Origin of the sequence: Companilactobacillus sp. HBUAS59699 (assembly GCF_036913575.1) — a bacterium.
In the GTDB taxonomy this organism is placed as follows: domain Bacteria; phylum Bacillota; class Bacilli; order Lactobacillales; family Lactobacillaceae; genus Companilactobacillus.
In genome coordinates this window covers 497,215-513,421 of sequence record NZ_JAYKTV010000001.1, presented here as the reverse complement: position 1 = coordinate 513,421, position 16,207 = coordinate 497,215, and the positions used below count along the sequence as shown (strand labels likewise).

Sequence of the window (16,207 nt, the reverse complement as noted above, 5' to 3'; positions counted from 1 at the left end):
GGGTTGCAAGATGAATAATTTATTGAACCAAACAGTATTAGTAACAGGTGCATCGTCAGGTATTGGTAAAGATGTAGCAATTAATTCTGCTAAGTTAGGTGCTAATGTGATTTTGGTTGCCAGAAGTGAAGACAAGCTTCTTCAAGTTAAGAACGAATGTATTCGTGTTGGTGCAGAGTCAGCTCGTCATGAGTACATTTTGATCGACATGAGTGATCCTAAACAAATTATCGCTGGAGTGGATCAGGCATTTGAATTTTCTGAAAATATTGATATATTAGTAAATGCAGCAGGTTTTGGAGATTTTTCAAATTATCTTGATACAGATTTTGATACTGTTGAAAAAATGTTCCGTGTGAATGTTTTAGGCTTAATGTTGATGACTCGTTTACTTGCTCAAAAAATGATTGCTAATGGTCACGGACATATTTTGAATGTGGGCTCAATGGCTGGTAAGATCACGACACCTAAGTCAGCAGTTTATTCAGCCACTAAGGCAGCGGTTATTGGATTTTCAGATGGACTGCGCTTGGAATTGAAGCCTTTTGATGTCAAGGTCACGACCATCAATCCAGGACCGGTAGCGACGAATTTCTTCGATGTAGCTGATCACAATGGTGATTATTTAGATTCAGTAAAGTATTTTGTCTTAGATCCAGACAAGCTAGCTTGGGATATCGTCAATGCTTTTAACAAAAATAAACGTGAGATCAACCGTCCACGTTATATGGAATTGGCAGCAGTTCTCTATAAAATTGCGCCAAGTATTGGTGATTTTCTAGCTAGTACACTAGGAAATCGTAAGTAGGGGATGACTTTTATGAATAATAAACAGTCAAGATTTGTAATTGGATTGATCATTGCATTGATCGTCGTCATCTTTGCAGTGTTGAATGTAAATCCGGTAACTGTTAGTTTTGGATTTACACATGTTAAATTGCCGTTGATCATTCTTATTATTGTTTCATTATTACTTGGAGCAGTTATCACAATGTTGTTAGCTAGTTCTGGTAAAAAGAAAGATGATAACAAATTATCACGTAGTGCAAAAAAACAAATTTCTAACGTTAAAGTGTCCAATGATAGTCAAATTGCTGACGCTTTAAAGGAAAATCAGACGAAAAAACAAACAAAATAGTAATTTTGCTTGCTCAAACGTTTTTATGATAGTATTATATTAAACGTTAGATTTGATTAAGTAATATAAATAAAGGAGTTTTTAAATATGGCTGTTCCAAAGAGAAAAACATCAAAACAAAGAAAACGTCAAAGACGTGGACATATCAAATTAGATACACCAAACATGCAATTCGACGTTGCTACTGGTGAATATCGTATTAGTCACCATGTATCACCATCAGGTATGTACAAGGGTGAAAAAGTTATCGATGACAAGAAAGAAGCTTAATTAAAAGCCAAGTAAATTATGCTTGGCTTTTTTTTAATACATGGGGAATCTATGATGAAGAAAAAACTAAAATACTTATTTTTGATATTAGTTCCTGTATTCTTCATACTATTGACTGGATGCTCGAAGTTAGATCTTTCGACCACTAAGAGTGAGTATTCTGCTGATGGTTTAGTAGCTGTTGTTAAAGGCAAGGCGATTGATTATGACAAACTAACATACACAGTTGGTGGTGTAACTAAGAAAGTTAAGGTCAGCGATGACCACTTTGCCATCTCTGTGCCTGTTGGTACGAAGACAAAGACTGTCCGTATCAAGGCTCAAAAGAATGATGATACTAAGACAAAAATTGTTAAAATAGCTAAGTCTAAGGCGTTGATAGATTATACGACCTTTGCTCAACAATATAATTTTATGAATCTTAAGATGGGCAAACAGACCGATCAACTACCGTTAATAGCTAAAGATGGAATTTTCAAGTATACAACAAGCAATGGAACTAAACTAAGAATGAATGTTCAAAATGGACAATTGATGGGAATTGCCATGAACATCACATATAAGGCGATGAAGTCTAAGTCAGGGATGAAAGATTTTGGAACTGATTTAGTATTGATTTCCCAATACGTTGGTGCTGATGGTAAGAGCGTAGTTAAAAAACTTGGTAAAGAAGTAAAAGATGCCGATGGTGGGACAACTACTATGAAGCAAATCACTTCTAAAGGAATTAATTACAACGTTAATTTAGCAACGAACGATTTCTATTTGTATATTACAAAATAAAAAAATGAGACTATTATGTCAGTGTTACTGGCAAATATAGTCTCATTTTTGTTTGTAGTTGGATAATTCGATCAGGTTTAAATCAGGATCTCTGATATAAACTGATTCGATCTTTCCATTAGCACCATTTTTTTCGATAGGTCCTTGTTCGATTTGAATAGAATGTTTGTTTAGATATTTTGTGACAGAACCGATATCATCAGCAACAATCAAACAAAGATCAGCAGAGCCAGGTGTCGGTGAAGCTGCTTTTGGCTCAAATTCGTGACCAACTTGATGCAAGTTGATTTTTTCAGAGCCAAATTTTAAAGCTTTGCGGTTCTCGCCAAAAGTAATGACTTCCATTCCTAAAACCTTTGAATAAAAGTCACAACTTTTAGAGATGTCGTGTACGGTTAATACTAGGTGATCAATATTCTTTATTTTCATTCACTTTCTCTTTTCTGAGCATAAAAAAAGCGCTTATGATTAAGCGCGATTCTTCTTATCATTATCTAGAAGCATTGGAATAATGCTGAAGATAATTGCAAATACTACAGTAACAATCATTGTTTGTTGGGAATTAAAAGTTTGTTGGTTCAATGCACCACCGATAAAGCCGGCAACTTGGCCTAGAACAACTGCCCAAAAAATTACAGCAACATATCTCATATCTTCCATCTCACTTTCTCCAGTAGTTTAGCACAAAAAAGAGTTTAGCCCAATAAAGTTTTACTCAATTTGATATAATTTTAACTAAGGGAGGCGACAAATTGCAAACGCAACTACAAGTAATGAGCAGCTATAGTTTACTGCATAGTCCTGTTAAGCTTCCAGAACTGATTGATAAGGCCAAAGAGCGAGGGTACTCTTCAATTGCCTTAACTGATATTAACAATTTGTATGGTTCGATTGACTTTTATAAGTATGCTAAAAAAGTGGGAATCAAACCTATTATTGGATTAACTGCTGAAATTGCCGGAATTCAAAATACAGCAGAATCATATCCATTGATTTTGTTAGCTAAGAATGATCATGGATACAAAAACTTGATCAAAATATCATCTGCAATCATGTCTTCTAAGAATGCCATTTTAATTGATGACATTAGACAATTTATGAGTGGTATTTTTGTGATCACACCAGCGAATGATTGCGAAATATTGATTTCAGACGATGTTCAAGGTTATTTTGACAAAATAAATTCAATATTAGATGCGAACTCTTTTTTCTTGGGAGTAGGCTTATATTCAGAACAGATCGACAACGTTAAACGTTTGAAAGAAATTTCTAATACTATCAATGTTCCGTTAGTCGCATTAGGGGATGTTAGATACATTAATTCTGACGATCATTTGGCGTATCAGGTCTTAAATTACTTACGAACTGGACAAAAATTCGAAAGTATCAGTCAAGTCGTTGAAGAAGGAGATCACTATTTAAGGACTGCAGATGTTTTTGAAAGTGACTTCGGTCGATTTGATATGGCTAGTGCGGTCAGAGTTTCCGATGAGATTGCGAATGAATGCAATGTAGAAATCGAGTTCAAGGATACTGAGTTGCCTGAATTTTCTACACCAGACGGTCTATCATCGACAGAATTTTTATACAGTTTATCTAGTCGAGGATTGAAGAAGCGATTGAATGGAATTGTCCCGGATAACTATTTACAACGATTGAAGTATGAGTTGGATGTTATCGACAAGATGGGATTTTCTGATTATTTCTTGATCGTCTGGGATGTCATCAAACATGCTCATGAAATAGGAATCAAAACCGGTCCAGGTCGTGGATCAGCAGCTGGTTCGTTGGTTTCTTATACCTTAGGTATCACACAAGTGGACCCAATTAAGTATGATTTGCTGTTTGAGCGATTTTTGAATCCACAGCGTGTCAATATGCCAGATATTGATTTAGACCTCCCTGACGACCGTAGAGACGAAATGGTAATGTATATGCACGACAAGTATGGATCAGATCATATGGCACAGATCATTACCTTTGGAACTCTTGCTGCCAAGATGGCATTGAGAGATATTTCAAGAACGTTCAGTCAAACACAGTTTCAACTCACTCAGTGGTCGAATGCAATTCCGCGTAAGTTGAATATCACCTTGGATGAGTCGGTTAATGAATCTAAGACACTTCAAGGATTGATCGATAGTTCTGAAGAGAACCGTTTGATCTTCAAAGTGGCAAAACGAATCGAAGGTATACCTAGACACTATTCGACGCACGCTGCAGGGATCGTTCTTAGTAAGAAACCGATGACGGATATTGTCGCCGTACAATTGGAAGATGACGGTATTAATCTGACTCAGCAGACGAAGAACAATGTTGAGAGCGTTGGTTTGCTGAAGATGGATTTCTTAGGTTTGAGGAATCTAACTATTCTGGATCAGGCAATTGAATTAATTTCGCAAGAATATCAAAGAGAATTTATTCCAGAGAAGATACCTTTGAATGATGAAAAAACTTTGGAGTTATTCCAGAGGGGCGATACGGACGGAATTTTTCAATTTGAATCAGATGGTATTAGAAGTGTTTTGAGGAGACTCAAACCAACTAGTTTTAATGATATTGTGGCGACGAATGCTTTGTATCGACCGGGTCCAATGCAGAACATTGCTACATTTATTGCCAGAAAGCATGGCCAAGAACCTGTTACTTATCCCGATGCTTCACTGGAGAATATTCTCAAGCCGACATATGGCATTCTGGTTTATCAAGAGCAAGTTATGCAGGCTAGTTCTGAGATGGCTGGGTTCTCTCTGGCAGATGCCGATATTTTACGTCGAGCCATTAGTAAGAAGAATGAGTCCCTGATGGATGCTAACCATAAAAAATTCGTTGATGGGGCAGTTAAACATGGACACGATAAAGCATCAGCTGAAAAGGTCTATGAATATATTGAGACTTTTGGTAATTATGGTTTCAATAAGTCACATTCAGTTGCCTATTCAATGATTGCCTTTTGGCTAGCGTACATTAAAGTTCATTTTCCAGAGATATTCTTTAATTGTTTGATGAATGCTAATTTGAACAATGAAAGTAAGATATCTTTGTATGTTCAAGGTGCTAAAGATCGTCACTTGAAGATCTTAAGTGTCGATATTAATCGTAGTGAAGACACATTCACTGTTAATAACAAAGGCATACGTTTTGGCTTTTTAAGTGTTAAGGGTATGCGCCGTGACTTGGCAAGAGATATTATTGATGAGCGAAACAAAAATGGTGAGTTCACCGATGCTCAGAACTTTTTGAAACGGATCGATATTAGGTTTGTTAAGGACGATTATATTGATCCTTTGATCTTGTCAGGTGCTTTCGATTCGTTTAATCGCAATCGTCGAGAATTAATGTTGGACTTCAAAGATTTGATTGAGAGTATTCAACTCGCTGGTAGTAATTTGTCACTATTCGATGTTTTGGATCCCAAGAAACATGAGGTCGATGATTATTCTTTAACAGAAAAACTAAATCAGGAAAAAGAATATCTTGGTATTTATGTTTCCGGTCATCCAGTTGAGAAATATCGTGAGAAATTATTAAATACGAATACTGTTAAAATATCTAATCTGTCTGAAGTCAAGAATAGGGATGTCTCGGTTTTGGGCTTGATCAAACGTCCACGAGTTATTCGAACCAAGAAAGGTCAGAGAATGTGCTTTGCGACAATTGAAGATGAAACTGGTTCAATATCAGTAACGATTTTTCCTAAGTTATTCCAAAAGTTAGAAAATACGGAATTGGAAGGAAAGATATTCTTAGTCGTTGGTCGAGCCAATGATGGTCGTCGTGGTGATTTAGAATTCATTGCGGATAGATTTAATGATCCAAAACAGTATACAGTGCAACTTCCTGATGAAAAACTATATCTGAAAATAATGAAAACAATCGATACTGAAGACAATTTGTCTAAACTGTATAGGACGATCGAAAGCTCGCCTGGGAAGATCCCTGTGATCTTATATCGCGAAAAAACCAAGCAGGCCGCGATTTTGAAGTCCAATCGATGGATAAATTTTTCTGAAGAAGTTCAATCAAAATTGGAAACTTTATTAGGCAAAAAGAATGTTTTCCTGAAAAAACATAATTAATTTCGTCCTAAAACGTTTTCAGCTCTACAAAGTATTCAATAAAAATGTTATATTTTATTAGGTTTTGTTTTTGAAACAAATAAATTTGGAGTGTGAACAAATGAAGCGGATTGGTATTTTAACCAGTGGTGGAGATGCCCCTGGAATGAACGCTGCTATTAGAGCAGTCACACGTAGGGCCCTAGATAAGGGCCTTGAAGTGTTTGGTATCAATTATGGATATGCCGGATTGGTTGCGGGTGATATTTTCCCACTTACTGCATCTGACGTTTCTGACCGTATTCAACGTGGCGGAACATTCTTGTATTCAGCAAGATATCCTGAATTCGCCAAAGTAGAAGGTCAACTTAAGGGTATTGAACAACTTAAGAAATTCGGAATTGATGCATTGGTTGTTATCGGTGGAGATGGTTCATATCACGGTGCTTTGCGTTTGACAGAGCATGGATATAATGCCGTCGGTCTACCAGGTACAATTGATAATGATATTCCTTACACTGATTTCACAATTGGTTTTGACACAGCTGTAAGTACAGTTATTGAATCAATTGATAAGATCAGAGATACTGCTACATCCCATGAAAGAACTTTCGTTATTGAAGTTATGGGTAGAGGAGCTGGAGACATCGCCTTATGGTCTGGTGTTGCCGGTGGTGCTGAAGAAATCGTTGTTCCTGAACGTGACTTTGATATCGCTGATATCGCTGCACGTATCAAAGAAGGACGTGAAAAAGGTAAGAAACACATGCTTGTGGTTCTTGCTGAAGGTGTTATGCACGCTCAAGAATTTGCTGATAAGCTTAATGAATACGGTGATTTCCAAGTACGTAGTACGGTTTTAGGACACGTACAACGTGGTGGTTCACCAACAGCTAGAGATCGTGTTCTAGCAAGTAAGATGGGTGCTTATGCTGTTGACCTTCTTGAAGAAGGCAAGGGTGGAGTTGCTATTGGTATCGAAGACAACAAGTTGACATACCATAACATGCTTGATCTATTTGATGGCAAGCACAAACCTGACTTAGACTTATATGATTTAAACCAATCATTAAGCAGATAGTTTGTTACAATAAACAATGAACAACAAAAGAAAAGGGAGATTCTCGATGAAAAGAACAAAAATCGTAAGTACACTTGGACCTGCATCTAATGATGTTGAAACAATCACAAAGTTGATTGAAGCTGGAGCTAACATTTTCCGTTTCAACTTCTCACATGGTGATCACGCAGAACATTTATCACGTATGAACATGGTTCACGAAGCTGAAAAAATTACTGGTAAGACAGTTGGTATCGTTTTGGATACAAAGGGTGCTGAAATCCGTACAACTGTTCAAGATGGTGGTAAGTTTGAAGCTAAGATCGGTGATGTTATCCGTATCTCAATGGATGATTCATTAACTGGTAACCCAGAAAAGATCGCTGTTACATACCCTGGTCTATACGATGATACACATGTTGGTGGTCACGTATTAATCGATGATGGTCTTGTTGATCTTAAGATCACAGAAAAAGACGACAAGAATCGTGAATTAGTTACAGTTGTTCAAAATGATGGTATGATCGGTTCACGTAAGGGTGTTAACGCACCTGGTGTTGAAATCCGCCTACCAGGTATCACAGAAAAAGATGCTGATGATATTCGTTTCGGTTGTGACAACAACATCAACTTCATCTCTGCTTCATTTGTTCGTAAAGCACAAGATGTTCTTGATATTCGTGAAATCCTTGAAGAAAAACATATGGAACAAGTTCAAATCTTCCCTAAGATCGAATCACAAGAAGGTATCGACAACATCGATTCTATCTTGAAAGTTTCTGATGGTTTGATGGTTGCTCGTGGTGACATGGGTGTTGAAATTCCATTTGAAAACGTACCATTCGTACAAAAGAGCTTGATCCAAAAATGTAACGCTCTTGGCAAGCCAGTTATCACAGCTACACAAATGCTTGATTCAATGCAAGAAAACCCACGTCCTACACGTGCCGAAGTTACTGATGTTGCTAACTCTGTTCTTGATGGTACAGATGCAACTATGCTTTCTGGTGAAAGTGCTAACGGTGACTACCCTGTTGAAGCAGTTGCAGCTATGGCTCAAATTGACGAACGTACAGAAAAACAATTGGATAGCAGTAACCAATTAGCTCTCCAACGTTTCGAAGAATACAAAGGCTCAAACGTTACAGAATCAATCGGTGAATCTGTTGTTAGAACTGCTGAAGAATTGAACATTAACACAATTGTTGCAGCTACTAAGTCAGGTTACACAGCTCGTATGATTTCTAAGTATCGTCCAAGTGCTGATATTCTTGCAATTACATTTGATGAAACAACACAACGTGGACTAACAGTTAACTGGGGTGTTCAACCTATCGTTGCTGAAAAGCCATCAAACACTGATGAAATGTTTGATCTTGCTGCTAAGAAAGCCCAAGAACTTGGATTTGCTAAAGAAGGAGATCTAATTCTTATCGTTGCTGGTGTTCCAGTTGGTGAAAGTGGTACAACAAACGTTATGAAGGTTCAATTAATCGGTTCAACTCTTGTTAAAGGACAAGGTGTCGGTGAAGAATCAGTTGTTGGTAACTCTGTAGTTGCTCATTCAGCTAAAGAAGCTAACGAAAAAGTTAAAGAAGGAGACATTCTTGTTACAGAAATGACAGACAAGGATTACCTTCCAGCTCTTGAAAAAGCTAGTGCCGTAGTTGTTGAAAACGGTGGTTTGACTTCACATGCAGCCGTAGTTGGTATTGCTATGGGTCTACCAGTTGTTGTTGGTGCTAAGAAGGCCACAGACTTGATTAACGATGGCGAAACAGTCACAGTTGATTCAAGACGTGGTGTTGTATACAAGGGTGCTTCACGCTCACTATAATTTTTACAAATAAGTTTTAATTAAAGTATATTAAAAATACTGAAGGGGATTCTGATCAGATTCCCTTCAGTATTTTTGTATACTCGTAAGATAGGAGTACTATTTTGGATGAAAAAGATTTGTTGATTTTCCAATTAGATGGTGCTAAGGGAAAACCAAGAGACACAAAAAAGAAGGCTGCAGTGTGTCCATTTTGTGACACTGATAATTTGACCAATATTATCAAGCAAAAAGATGATATGATCTGGCTTGAAAATAAATTTCGTACACTTAAGGACACTTACCAGACGGTTTTGATCGAATCAAGTGAACATGATGCAGATATTTCGACTTATTCAGTTAAAAAGAATTCAGAAGTTTTTCAGTTTATTTTTGAATGCTGGAATTCCTTATTGGAAACTAAAAAATATAAGAGTGTTTTAATGTATAAGAATTTTGGTCCCATGTCAGGTGGCAGTCTTAGACATCCACATTTCCAAGTGGTTGGTTTAAATAATGTAGATGGGTATCAATATATCAGCAAGCATAATTTTACCGGCTATAAGATTTGGAAATCAGATAATATTGATTTTAATATTTCCCAAGAACCAATTATGGGATTCGTAGAATTTAATATTAGAATTAAGGATGCTAAGTATCTGAATGATTTGGCTGAATTTGCCAGAATTACTGTTCGTTATATATTAAATGAATTTCATAATGGTACTTGCGATTCTTATAATATCTTCTTTTATGATGAAGATGGAGATATTATTTGTAAAATAGTTCCTAGATTCGTTGCCTCGCCATATTTTGTGGGATATAAATTACCACAGAGAGATAACAAAGATACGTTAGAGAAATTTGCAAGCGACGTGCTTGTCAAATTAAAGAATGAAGCGGAATGTGATGAGATAAAGTAAAAGCTCCCGAGAGTATTTCTCGGAAGCTTTTTTTAGATCCATTTATAAAAGTCGCTAATTGAAAAAACTCGGTAATTTATTGCCGAGATGAATCAATATCTTGAGCGACTTAATCTTTTCCTGTTGGCTTACCGCCATTATATTTTGTTACTTGATTATCGATATATTGATTCGTGGATATAATTTTGAAAAGAAACGAAGCAAAAAGCATTAAAGTTTTAGTTGCACTTCAATTGTAAATTTGCCGTACGAAAAAGGAGCCCAATCGATTGATTGAGCTCCTTTGTTATAGATGATTTTGTTAAGTTAAGCTTCTGGTTTGTAGTCTTTGTCGATGATCAAAACTGGTTTGATAGTCTTACCACTGACAGAATCAGCATCGGCTTCGTTGATTTGATCGAAGTCATAGAATTTCTCAGTTAAGTCAAATGGGAATACGCCCATCTTGTAGAATTCTAGTAGACGAGGGATGTCAACTTGAGGAATTGAATCACCCATATTTACACCGACAACTTTCTTGTCGTCAACACATAGATCGTTCCATGTACTAATGTCAATGTTGTGTGGAGTAACAGCGATTGTAGCAGTTGTACCACCTTGTGTTAGGGCAGCAATTGAATCTGTCATAACTTTGGCAACACCTGTTGTATCAACAGCCCAGTCAACACCTAAGCCATTTGTGATCTTCTTGATTGCTTCAACAGCATCTTCTTTAGAACTGTCAACGATATCTGTAGCACCCATCTTTTGAGCAAGTTCAAGACGTGATGGGACGATATCAACAGCGATAACGTGTGTACATCCAGAGATCTTACCAGCCATCATAGCAGCAAGTCCAACGGCACCTGTACCGAATACGGCAATTGTGTCACCAGGTCTTGGTTTCAAAGTATTGAAGACTGTACCACTACCTGTTACATATCCGCAGCCTAGAGGTCCAAGTTTTCTTAAGTCAAGTTCCTTAGGAACTTTAACAGCATTTCTCTTATTAATTACAGTATGTGTTGTAAATGATGATTGATTGAACATATCACTGATATGTTTACCATTTTCTGTGAAGTGATCACTACCGTCAGGACGTGTACCACTTAGATTTGAAGCAGCATATTTACGACATTGTGTTGGGATTCCCTTGAGACAATTATCACATTCTCCACATGAGTAGAATGACATGATGATGTGATCACCAACTTCAAAGTTGTGAACATTCTTACCAACTTTTTCAACGATACCTGATCCTTCATGTCCAAGAATAGCAGGTAGGTCAAAACCAGCATCACCTTTACGCAATGCTTCATCAGAGTGGCAAATACCTGATGCGACAACCTTTACTTGTAGACCATCGTCTTGTAGATCGGCAAGTTCGATGTCATCTCTGATAACAAATGGATCGTTTACTTTATCAACAACAGCAGCTTTAATTTTCATAAATTAAAATCTTCTTTCTGTATTTAATATTTTCTGGAAACGCTTTCCACAAAGAAAATTATTTCACAAAATAATTAATAATTCAATCTTGAATTTGAAAAAACTTGTGACTTTACAATAAAAAAACAAATATTCATAAAATTTATGTAAGCGAAGTACATGATATATAAGCACTTGAAAAGGGTGTTTAAACTGATTAAAAGATTTTTAGTTTTGGACGAATTACATATGAAAACATGGTACAATTGTTCAGCTGAAATAATTATGTAACTCTGAGTATAACTGGTAAAATAGTAATGAATAATGTACTTTGATTAACACAATTATTAATTGAGGAATATGGAGAAATTATGGAATTAAAAGATATGTACGGAAAAATTATGGCCGGAACGGTCACGGACTTAAATAAAGATGAGGCCTTTGTTCAAATCGAAGGATATACTTTTTCACTTGAATTGACAGAGCTTGAAGAAGTTCCAGAATTAGGTGATGAGATTGCAGGATTTGTTTATGAAAATCAAGCACATAAGAATCGTATGACAGTTGATTTTCCAACAGTTATGCCAGGTGTTTGGGATTATGCGGAGGTAACAAATGTCAGAACTGATTTAGGTGTGTTCGTTGATGTTGGTTTAATCGACAAGGATATCGTTGTTTCTTTAGATGATCTACCATTAGAGCATTCTGAATGGCCTAAGAAAGGCGACCGTGTAATGGTCAAACTGGATGTTGATCATAAGGGACGTTTGTGGGGTAAATTAGCTGATTTAAATCTTTATTTGCAGTTGGTTCGCAGTGCTAACGATTCTTTGAAGAACAAGGATGAAGAAGGAACAGTCATCGCTATTAGAGAATCAGGTACATTTATAATCACTGATGACTATTATTTGGGCTTTATTCACGTTAATGAACAAGATGGTCCTATGCATATTGGTCAGCACGTTAAGGCACGTGTAATTGGTTCTAGTCACCGTCGTCTTAATTTGTCGATGAGACCTCGTGCTTTTGAAGAGATCACACCAGATGCTCAAATGATCATGGCCGTTTTGGAACATTCTAGGGATGGCAAGATTCCATATACTGATAAAAGTGATCCAGATGATATTAAGGAATACTTTGGTATCAGTAAGGGTAGCTTTAAACGAGCACTTGGGAATCTTATGAAACAAAGAAAAATTGAACAAAAAGACGGTTATACCTATCTTAAATAGAGGTGAGACTATTTGACTGAAAAGCTGATGATTCATAATCAGAATATGCTTGATACGATTTCTGATTATGGACGATATTTAAGGCTTGATAGAGGACTTTCAAAAAATACTATTACCTCGTATCAACAAGATTTATTAGAGTTTAGTTACTATTTAGAAAATAATAAAAAATCAGAATATCCTGAAGACCATTTTGTGATAACTAATTTTTTCGCTAACCAAGACGAACTTGGTAAATCTAAAACTACTCAGATGCGCATGTTTTCTTCGTTACGCAGATTTTATCAATGGTTAGAATTGATCGATAAGATTCAAGTTAATCCGATGAATGAATTAGATGCTCCTAAGAAGGGACAACATTTACCAGTGGTACTTTCGATGCAAGAGGTCGATTCGCTGATCGAATCACCAGATGTGTCCACGCCGTTGGGCATTCGTGATCGTGCAATATTTGAAGTCATGTATGCGACTGGCTTACGTGTCAGTGAGTTAGTCAACCTTGCTATGGGTGACTTACATTTGGACTTAGGGTTGATCAAGACTCTTGGTAAGGGAGATAAAGAACGCTTATTGCCGATTGGAGATACAGCTATTAAGTGGCTGCAGAAGTATTTCGCTGAAACGCGAGAGCAGTTAGTGCAACGATATGGCGAGCAAAAAGAAGTCTTCTTGAATTTTCGGGGTAATAAATTGACTCGTCAATCCATTTGGCGAATGATCAAAAAATACATTGCTCAAGTTGGTATAAAAAAAGATGTCACACCGCACACTTTGCGCCACTCATTTGCTACAAACTTGTTAGAGAATGGTGCTGATTTGCGTGTGGTACAAGAATTATTAGGTCATTCTGATATTTCAACGACTCAAATTTATACGCATATTAATAAAACGAGAATGAAACAAGTTTATGAGAATTCACATCCTCGTGCATAGGAGATAATAATGCTCAATAAATATAGTGATGAAAACAAAAAAATTGCGATGGGATTTTTATCGTATATCTCTGATTTAAAAGACATGTCTAATTTGGATCAGGAATTGAAACTCTATAAAGAAGATGAGAATCGCCAATTATATTTGTGGAAGAGTAACATTGAAGACTATTCAGGAATAGTGGCTCTTTCATTTTCAGAACATACGATTTTTATCGAGTATATTTCGTTAAGTCCTTCTTATCGTTCACAAAGCAATATTTTTAAGATTTTTGATGATATTCAACAAAAGTTCCCCGAGTTAACTATTCTGGGAAACTTTAATTTGGGTAAATTATTAAAAGCTTGGCGAGATAGTAAGGCAGACCAAGAGAGTGAGTTGTCAGAAAAAGAATAATGGAAAAATTAAAATTAGTTTTAACGGATTTTGAAGGTCCGATCGACTTACTATTACATTTGATCAAGGAATCCAAAATAGATATTTATGATATTCCGATTGCTCAGATCACACAGCAATATATTGATTATTTGAATAGTATGAAGGTTCTGGAGTTAGATATTGCAGGTGATTATTTAGTTATGGCATCAACTTTGATGTCGATCAAGAGTAAAATGTTACTGCCGCAAGCTCCTGATGAAGTCGATGATGATTTTGATATGGAAGATCCACGTGAACAGCTAGTCTCTCAATTACTGACATATCAAACTTTTAAACAAGTTGCAGAATATTTTGAAGAAAAAGAACAAATGCGAAAGCTGTCTTTTGATAAGGACATGAGTGTTCCTCAAGTTCAATTGGAGCAGTTCTTAAAACCTGATTCGGTAGCACTGGAAGATTTGGCAACGACTTATGCAGAATTGTTACGGCAAGAAAAAAATCGTCAACCACAAACTGAAATTATTCAGAATGAAGTTTTGTCGATCGAAGATGCTGAAGAAAATATTTTGAATAAGCTGTCGAGTGTTAAACGAACGACTTTTAAAGCATTGCTGAAACTTCAAAATGATATTGAAGAAGTTGTGACTGACTTTATGGCTATCTTAGAAATGATTAGTAAACAACAGATAACAGCCACTCAGGATGGTTTAGATGGTGAATTATTTATTGAATTGAGGAACTGATAAGTGTATCAAGCAAAAATTATGGCACTGCTATTTGTAGCAGGGGATCAAGGCATCAAAGAAAAAGATTTGGCTGAACTATTGGAGATAGATAGTGCGGCTTTGCGTCAAACAATGGAACAATTAACAATAAAATTAGCAAGTGATGAGGAATCTGGTATACAATTGGCTAATTTTAATTCACGCTATAAATTAATTACAAAGAGTCAGTATAGTGAACTTTTGACGAAATATTTCAAGTCAGGCTTAGGAACAAAACTTAGTCAAGCAGCTTTGGAAGTATTGTCGATCGTGGCATATCGTCAACCGATCACAAGAATTGAAATAGATGAGATTCGTGGTGTTCAGAGTTCAGGTAGTATCAATACGCTACTTGCTAGAAGTTTGATTATGGAAAATGGCAAGAAGAATGTTCCCGGACATCCTAATCTTTACGTAGTGACAGATGACTTTTTTGATTATTTTGGTATTAAGAGTTTAAAAGATTTACCGCCGATAGAAAAATTTGAAAATACACAAGAAGAAAATATAGGAGATTTTGATGGAGAAAGTTAGATTACAAAAATTTATGGCTGATGCAGGTGTGGCTTCACGAAGAGCATCAGAAAAATTGATTGCTGAAGGTCATGTTGTTGTTAATGGCAAGACAGTTACCGAAATGGGAATCAAAGTAGATCATCGTGATAAAGTTGAAGTTGATGGTGTACCTCTGCATGATGAGAAGAAACGTTATATTTTACTTTATAAACCACGTGGAGTTATTTCTGCGGTCAAAGATGACAAAGGCAGAAAAGTAGTAACAGATTTGCTTGAAGATGACGTTGATGAACGTGTTTATCCAATTGGACGTTTGGATTATGACACATCTGGTTTACTGTTATTAACCAATGATGGTGAGTTTGCTAATCAATTGATGCATCCTCGTTACCACGTTGATAAGACATATGTGGCCAAGGTTCGTGGTTTCTTGACAATTGAAGAAATCAAAAAAATGGAAAATGGAATGAAATTAAAAGATTTCAAGACCGCACCAGCTAAGATCCATGTTATGTCCAAAGATACTAAGAAGAATACATCTCTAGTTAAAATCGTTATTCACGAAGGACATAATCATCAAGTTAAGAAGATGTTCGAAGCAGTTGGACATCCAGTAGAAAAATTATCACGTGAAAAGTATGGTTTCTTAACTCTTGACGGTTTGGTTTCCGGTAAATATAGAAATCTTACTAGACTTGAAGTTGCTCAATTGAAAGAAAAGAAGTAGCTTGCATATTAGCCGTTATTTTATCTACTTTTAACTATTTAAATCATTATAAAAAGCATGTAAATAGTGCATGAATTTACAATAATCTGGAAAAATTCAAAAAATAATCAGATTATTAAACGAAAAAATCAATAGTCTATAAATGCTGATATAATGGCATTCGCTATATTTATGAAATCGATTTCACAAAAATAACGTAACT

The 16,207-nt window shown here is 36.2% G+C and carries 17 protein-coding genes; 14 read left to right on the top strand and 3 right to left on the bottom strand.

Going from position 1 to position 16,207, the window contains the following annotated elements:
- Window positions 1-10 precede the first annotated feature (10 nt).
- The 4 genes from U8519_RS02610 (at window position 11) to U8519_RS02595 (ending at window position 2,191) form a co-directional block, all read left to right on the top strand.
- Entirely contained in the window at window positions 11-808 is a 798-nt protein-coding gene (locus U8519_RS02610; protein ID WP_334328767.1) for an SDR family NAD(P)-dependent oxidoreductase, read from the top strand.
- 12 nt (window positions 809-820) lie between these two features.
- Complete coding sequence (locus U8519_RS02605) at window positions 821-1,138, top strand: lipopolysaccharide assembly protein LapA domain-containing protein (RefSeq protein WP_334328766.1); 318 nt, start codon at window positions 821-823, stop codon at window positions 1,136-1,138.
- 87 nt (window positions 1,139-1,225) lie between these two features.
- Complete coding sequence (rpmF, locus tag U8519_RS02600) at window positions 1,226-1,408, top strand: 50S ribosomal protein L32 (RefSeq protein WP_334328765.1); 183 nt, start codon at window positions 1,226-1,228, stop codon at window positions 1,406-1,408.
- Window positions 1,409-1,459: 51 nt separating this feature from the next.
- The gene (locus tag U8519_RS02595; RefSeq protein WP_334328764.1) at window positions 1,460-2,191 is read left to right on the top strand and encodes a hypothetical protein; all 732 of its coding nucleotides are present in this window, start codon (window positions 1,460-1,462) and stop codon (window positions 2,189-2,191) included.
- A gap of 42 nt (window positions 2,192-2,233) precedes the next feature.
- Here U8519_RS02595 and U8519_RS02590 read toward each other — a convergent pair whose 3' ends face one another.
- Together U8519_RS02590 and U8519_RS02585 are read right to left on the bottom strand one after the other, a co-directional pair.
- Entirely contained in the window at window positions 2,234-2,620 is a 387-nt protein-coding gene (locus U8519_RS02590) for a VOC family protein (RefSeq protein ID WP_334328763.1), read from the bottom strand.
- Between the two features lie 39 nt (window positions 2,621-2,659).
- Window positions 2,660-2,851 carry a YjzD family protein gene (locus U8519_RS02585; RefSeq protein ID WP_225422997.1) on the bottom strand — a complete coding sequence of 64 codons (192 nt, stop codon included), beginning with the start codon at window positions 2,849-2,851 and terminating at the stop codon, window positions 2,660-2,662.
- A gap of 92 nt (window positions 2,852-2,943) precedes the next feature.
- Between U8519_RS02585 and dnaE the strand changes: the two genes are divergently transcribed.
- The 4 genes from dnaE to U8519_RS02565 all read left to right on the top strand — a co-directional run bounded on the left by dnaE (window position 2,944) and on the right by U8519_RS02565 (window position 10,048).
- Window positions 2,944-6,270, top strand: coding sequence for a DNA polymerase III subunit alpha (dnaE, locus tag U8519_RS02580; RefSeq protein WP_334328762.1), 3,327 nt, complete (start codon window positions 2,944-2,946; stop codon window positions 6,268-6,270).
- 100 nt (window positions 6,271-6,370) lie between these two features.
- Window positions 6,371-7,330: a 6-phosphofructokinase gene (pfkA, locus tag U8519_RS02575; protein WP_334328761.1), complete on the top strand. Its 960-nt coding sequence runs from the start codon at window positions 6,371-6,373 to the stop codon at window positions 7,328-7,330.
- Window positions 7,331-7,376: 46 nt separating this feature from the next.
- On the top strand, window positions 7,377-9,146 hold the full coding sequence (pyk, locus tag U8519_RS02570; RefSeq protein ID WP_334328760.1) for a pyruvate kinase: 1,770 nt from the start codon (window positions 7,377-7,379) through the stop codon (window positions 9,144-9,146).
- Between the two features lie 104 nt (window positions 9,147-9,250).
- Window positions 9,251-10,048 (top strand): DUF4931 domain-containing protein, encoded by a 798-nt coding sequence (locus tag U8519_RS02565; RefSeq protein WP_334328759.1) that lies wholly within the window; start codon window positions 9,251-9,253, stop codon window positions 10,046-10,048.
- Window positions 10,049-10,354: 306 nt separating this feature from the next.
- On the opposite strand, the gene U8519_RS02560 is transcribed toward U8519_RS02565, so the two are convergent.
- Window positions 10,355-11,476: an NAD(P)-dependent alcohol dehydrogenase gene (locus U8519_RS02560; RefSeq protein WP_334328758.1), complete on the bottom strand. Its 1,122-nt coding sequence runs from the start codon at window positions 11,474-11,476 to the stop codon at window positions 10,355-10,357.
- 350 nt (window positions 11,477-11,826) lie between these two features.
- On the opposite strand from U8519_RS02560, the gene U8519_RS02555 reads away from it, so the two are divergent.
- From U8519_RS02555 to U8519_RS02530, 6 genes are read left to right on the top strand one after another with little or no spacing between them, the layout of a single operon-like run.
- Complete coding sequence (locus U8519_RS02555) at window positions 11,827-12,687, top strand: S1-like domain-containing RNA-binding protein (protein WP_334328757.1); 861 nt, start codon at window positions 11,827-11,829, stop codon at window positions 12,685-12,687.
- 45 nt (window positions 12,688-12,732) lie between these two features.
- Window positions 12,733-13,620: a site-specific tyrosine recombinase XerD gene (xerD, locus tag U8519_RS02550; RefSeq protein ID WP_442892117.1), complete on the top strand. Its 888-nt coding sequence runs from the start codon at window positions 12,733-12,735 to the stop codon at window positions 13,618-13,620.
- 9 nt (window positions 13,621-13,629) lie between these two features.
- Window positions 13,630-14,016 carry a RibT protein gene (locus tag U8519_RS02545; protein ID WP_334328756.1) on the top strand — a complete coding sequence of 129 codons (387 nt, stop codon included), beginning with the start codon at window positions 13,630-13,632 and terminating at the stop codon, window positions 14,014-14,016.
- Window positions 14,016-14,741 carry a segregation and condensation protein A gene (locus tag U8519_RS02540; protein WP_334328755.1) on the top strand — a complete coding sequence of 242 codons (726 nt, stop codon included), beginning with the start codon at window positions 14,016-14,018 and terminating at the stop codon, window positions 14,739-14,741. The genes U8519_RS02545 and U8519_RS02540 overlap by 1 nt, the downstream gene beginning before the upstream one ends.
- 3 nt (window positions 14,742-14,744) lie before the next feature.
- On the top strand, window positions 14,745-15,296 hold the full coding sequence (gene scpB / locus U8519_RS02535; protein ID WP_334328754.1) for an SMC-Scp complex subunit ScpB: 552 nt from the start codon (window positions 14,745-14,747) through the stop codon (window positions 15,294-15,296).
- On the top strand, window positions 15,283-16,005 hold the full coding sequence (locus tag U8519_RS02530; protein ID WP_334328753.1) for a pseudouridine synthase: 723 nt from the start codon (window positions 15,283-15,285) through the stop codon (window positions 16,003-16,005). The genes scpB and U8519_RS02530 overlap by 14 nt, the downstream gene beginning before the upstream one ends.
- The last annotated feature ends 202 nt before the right edge of the window (window positions 16,006-16,207 follow it).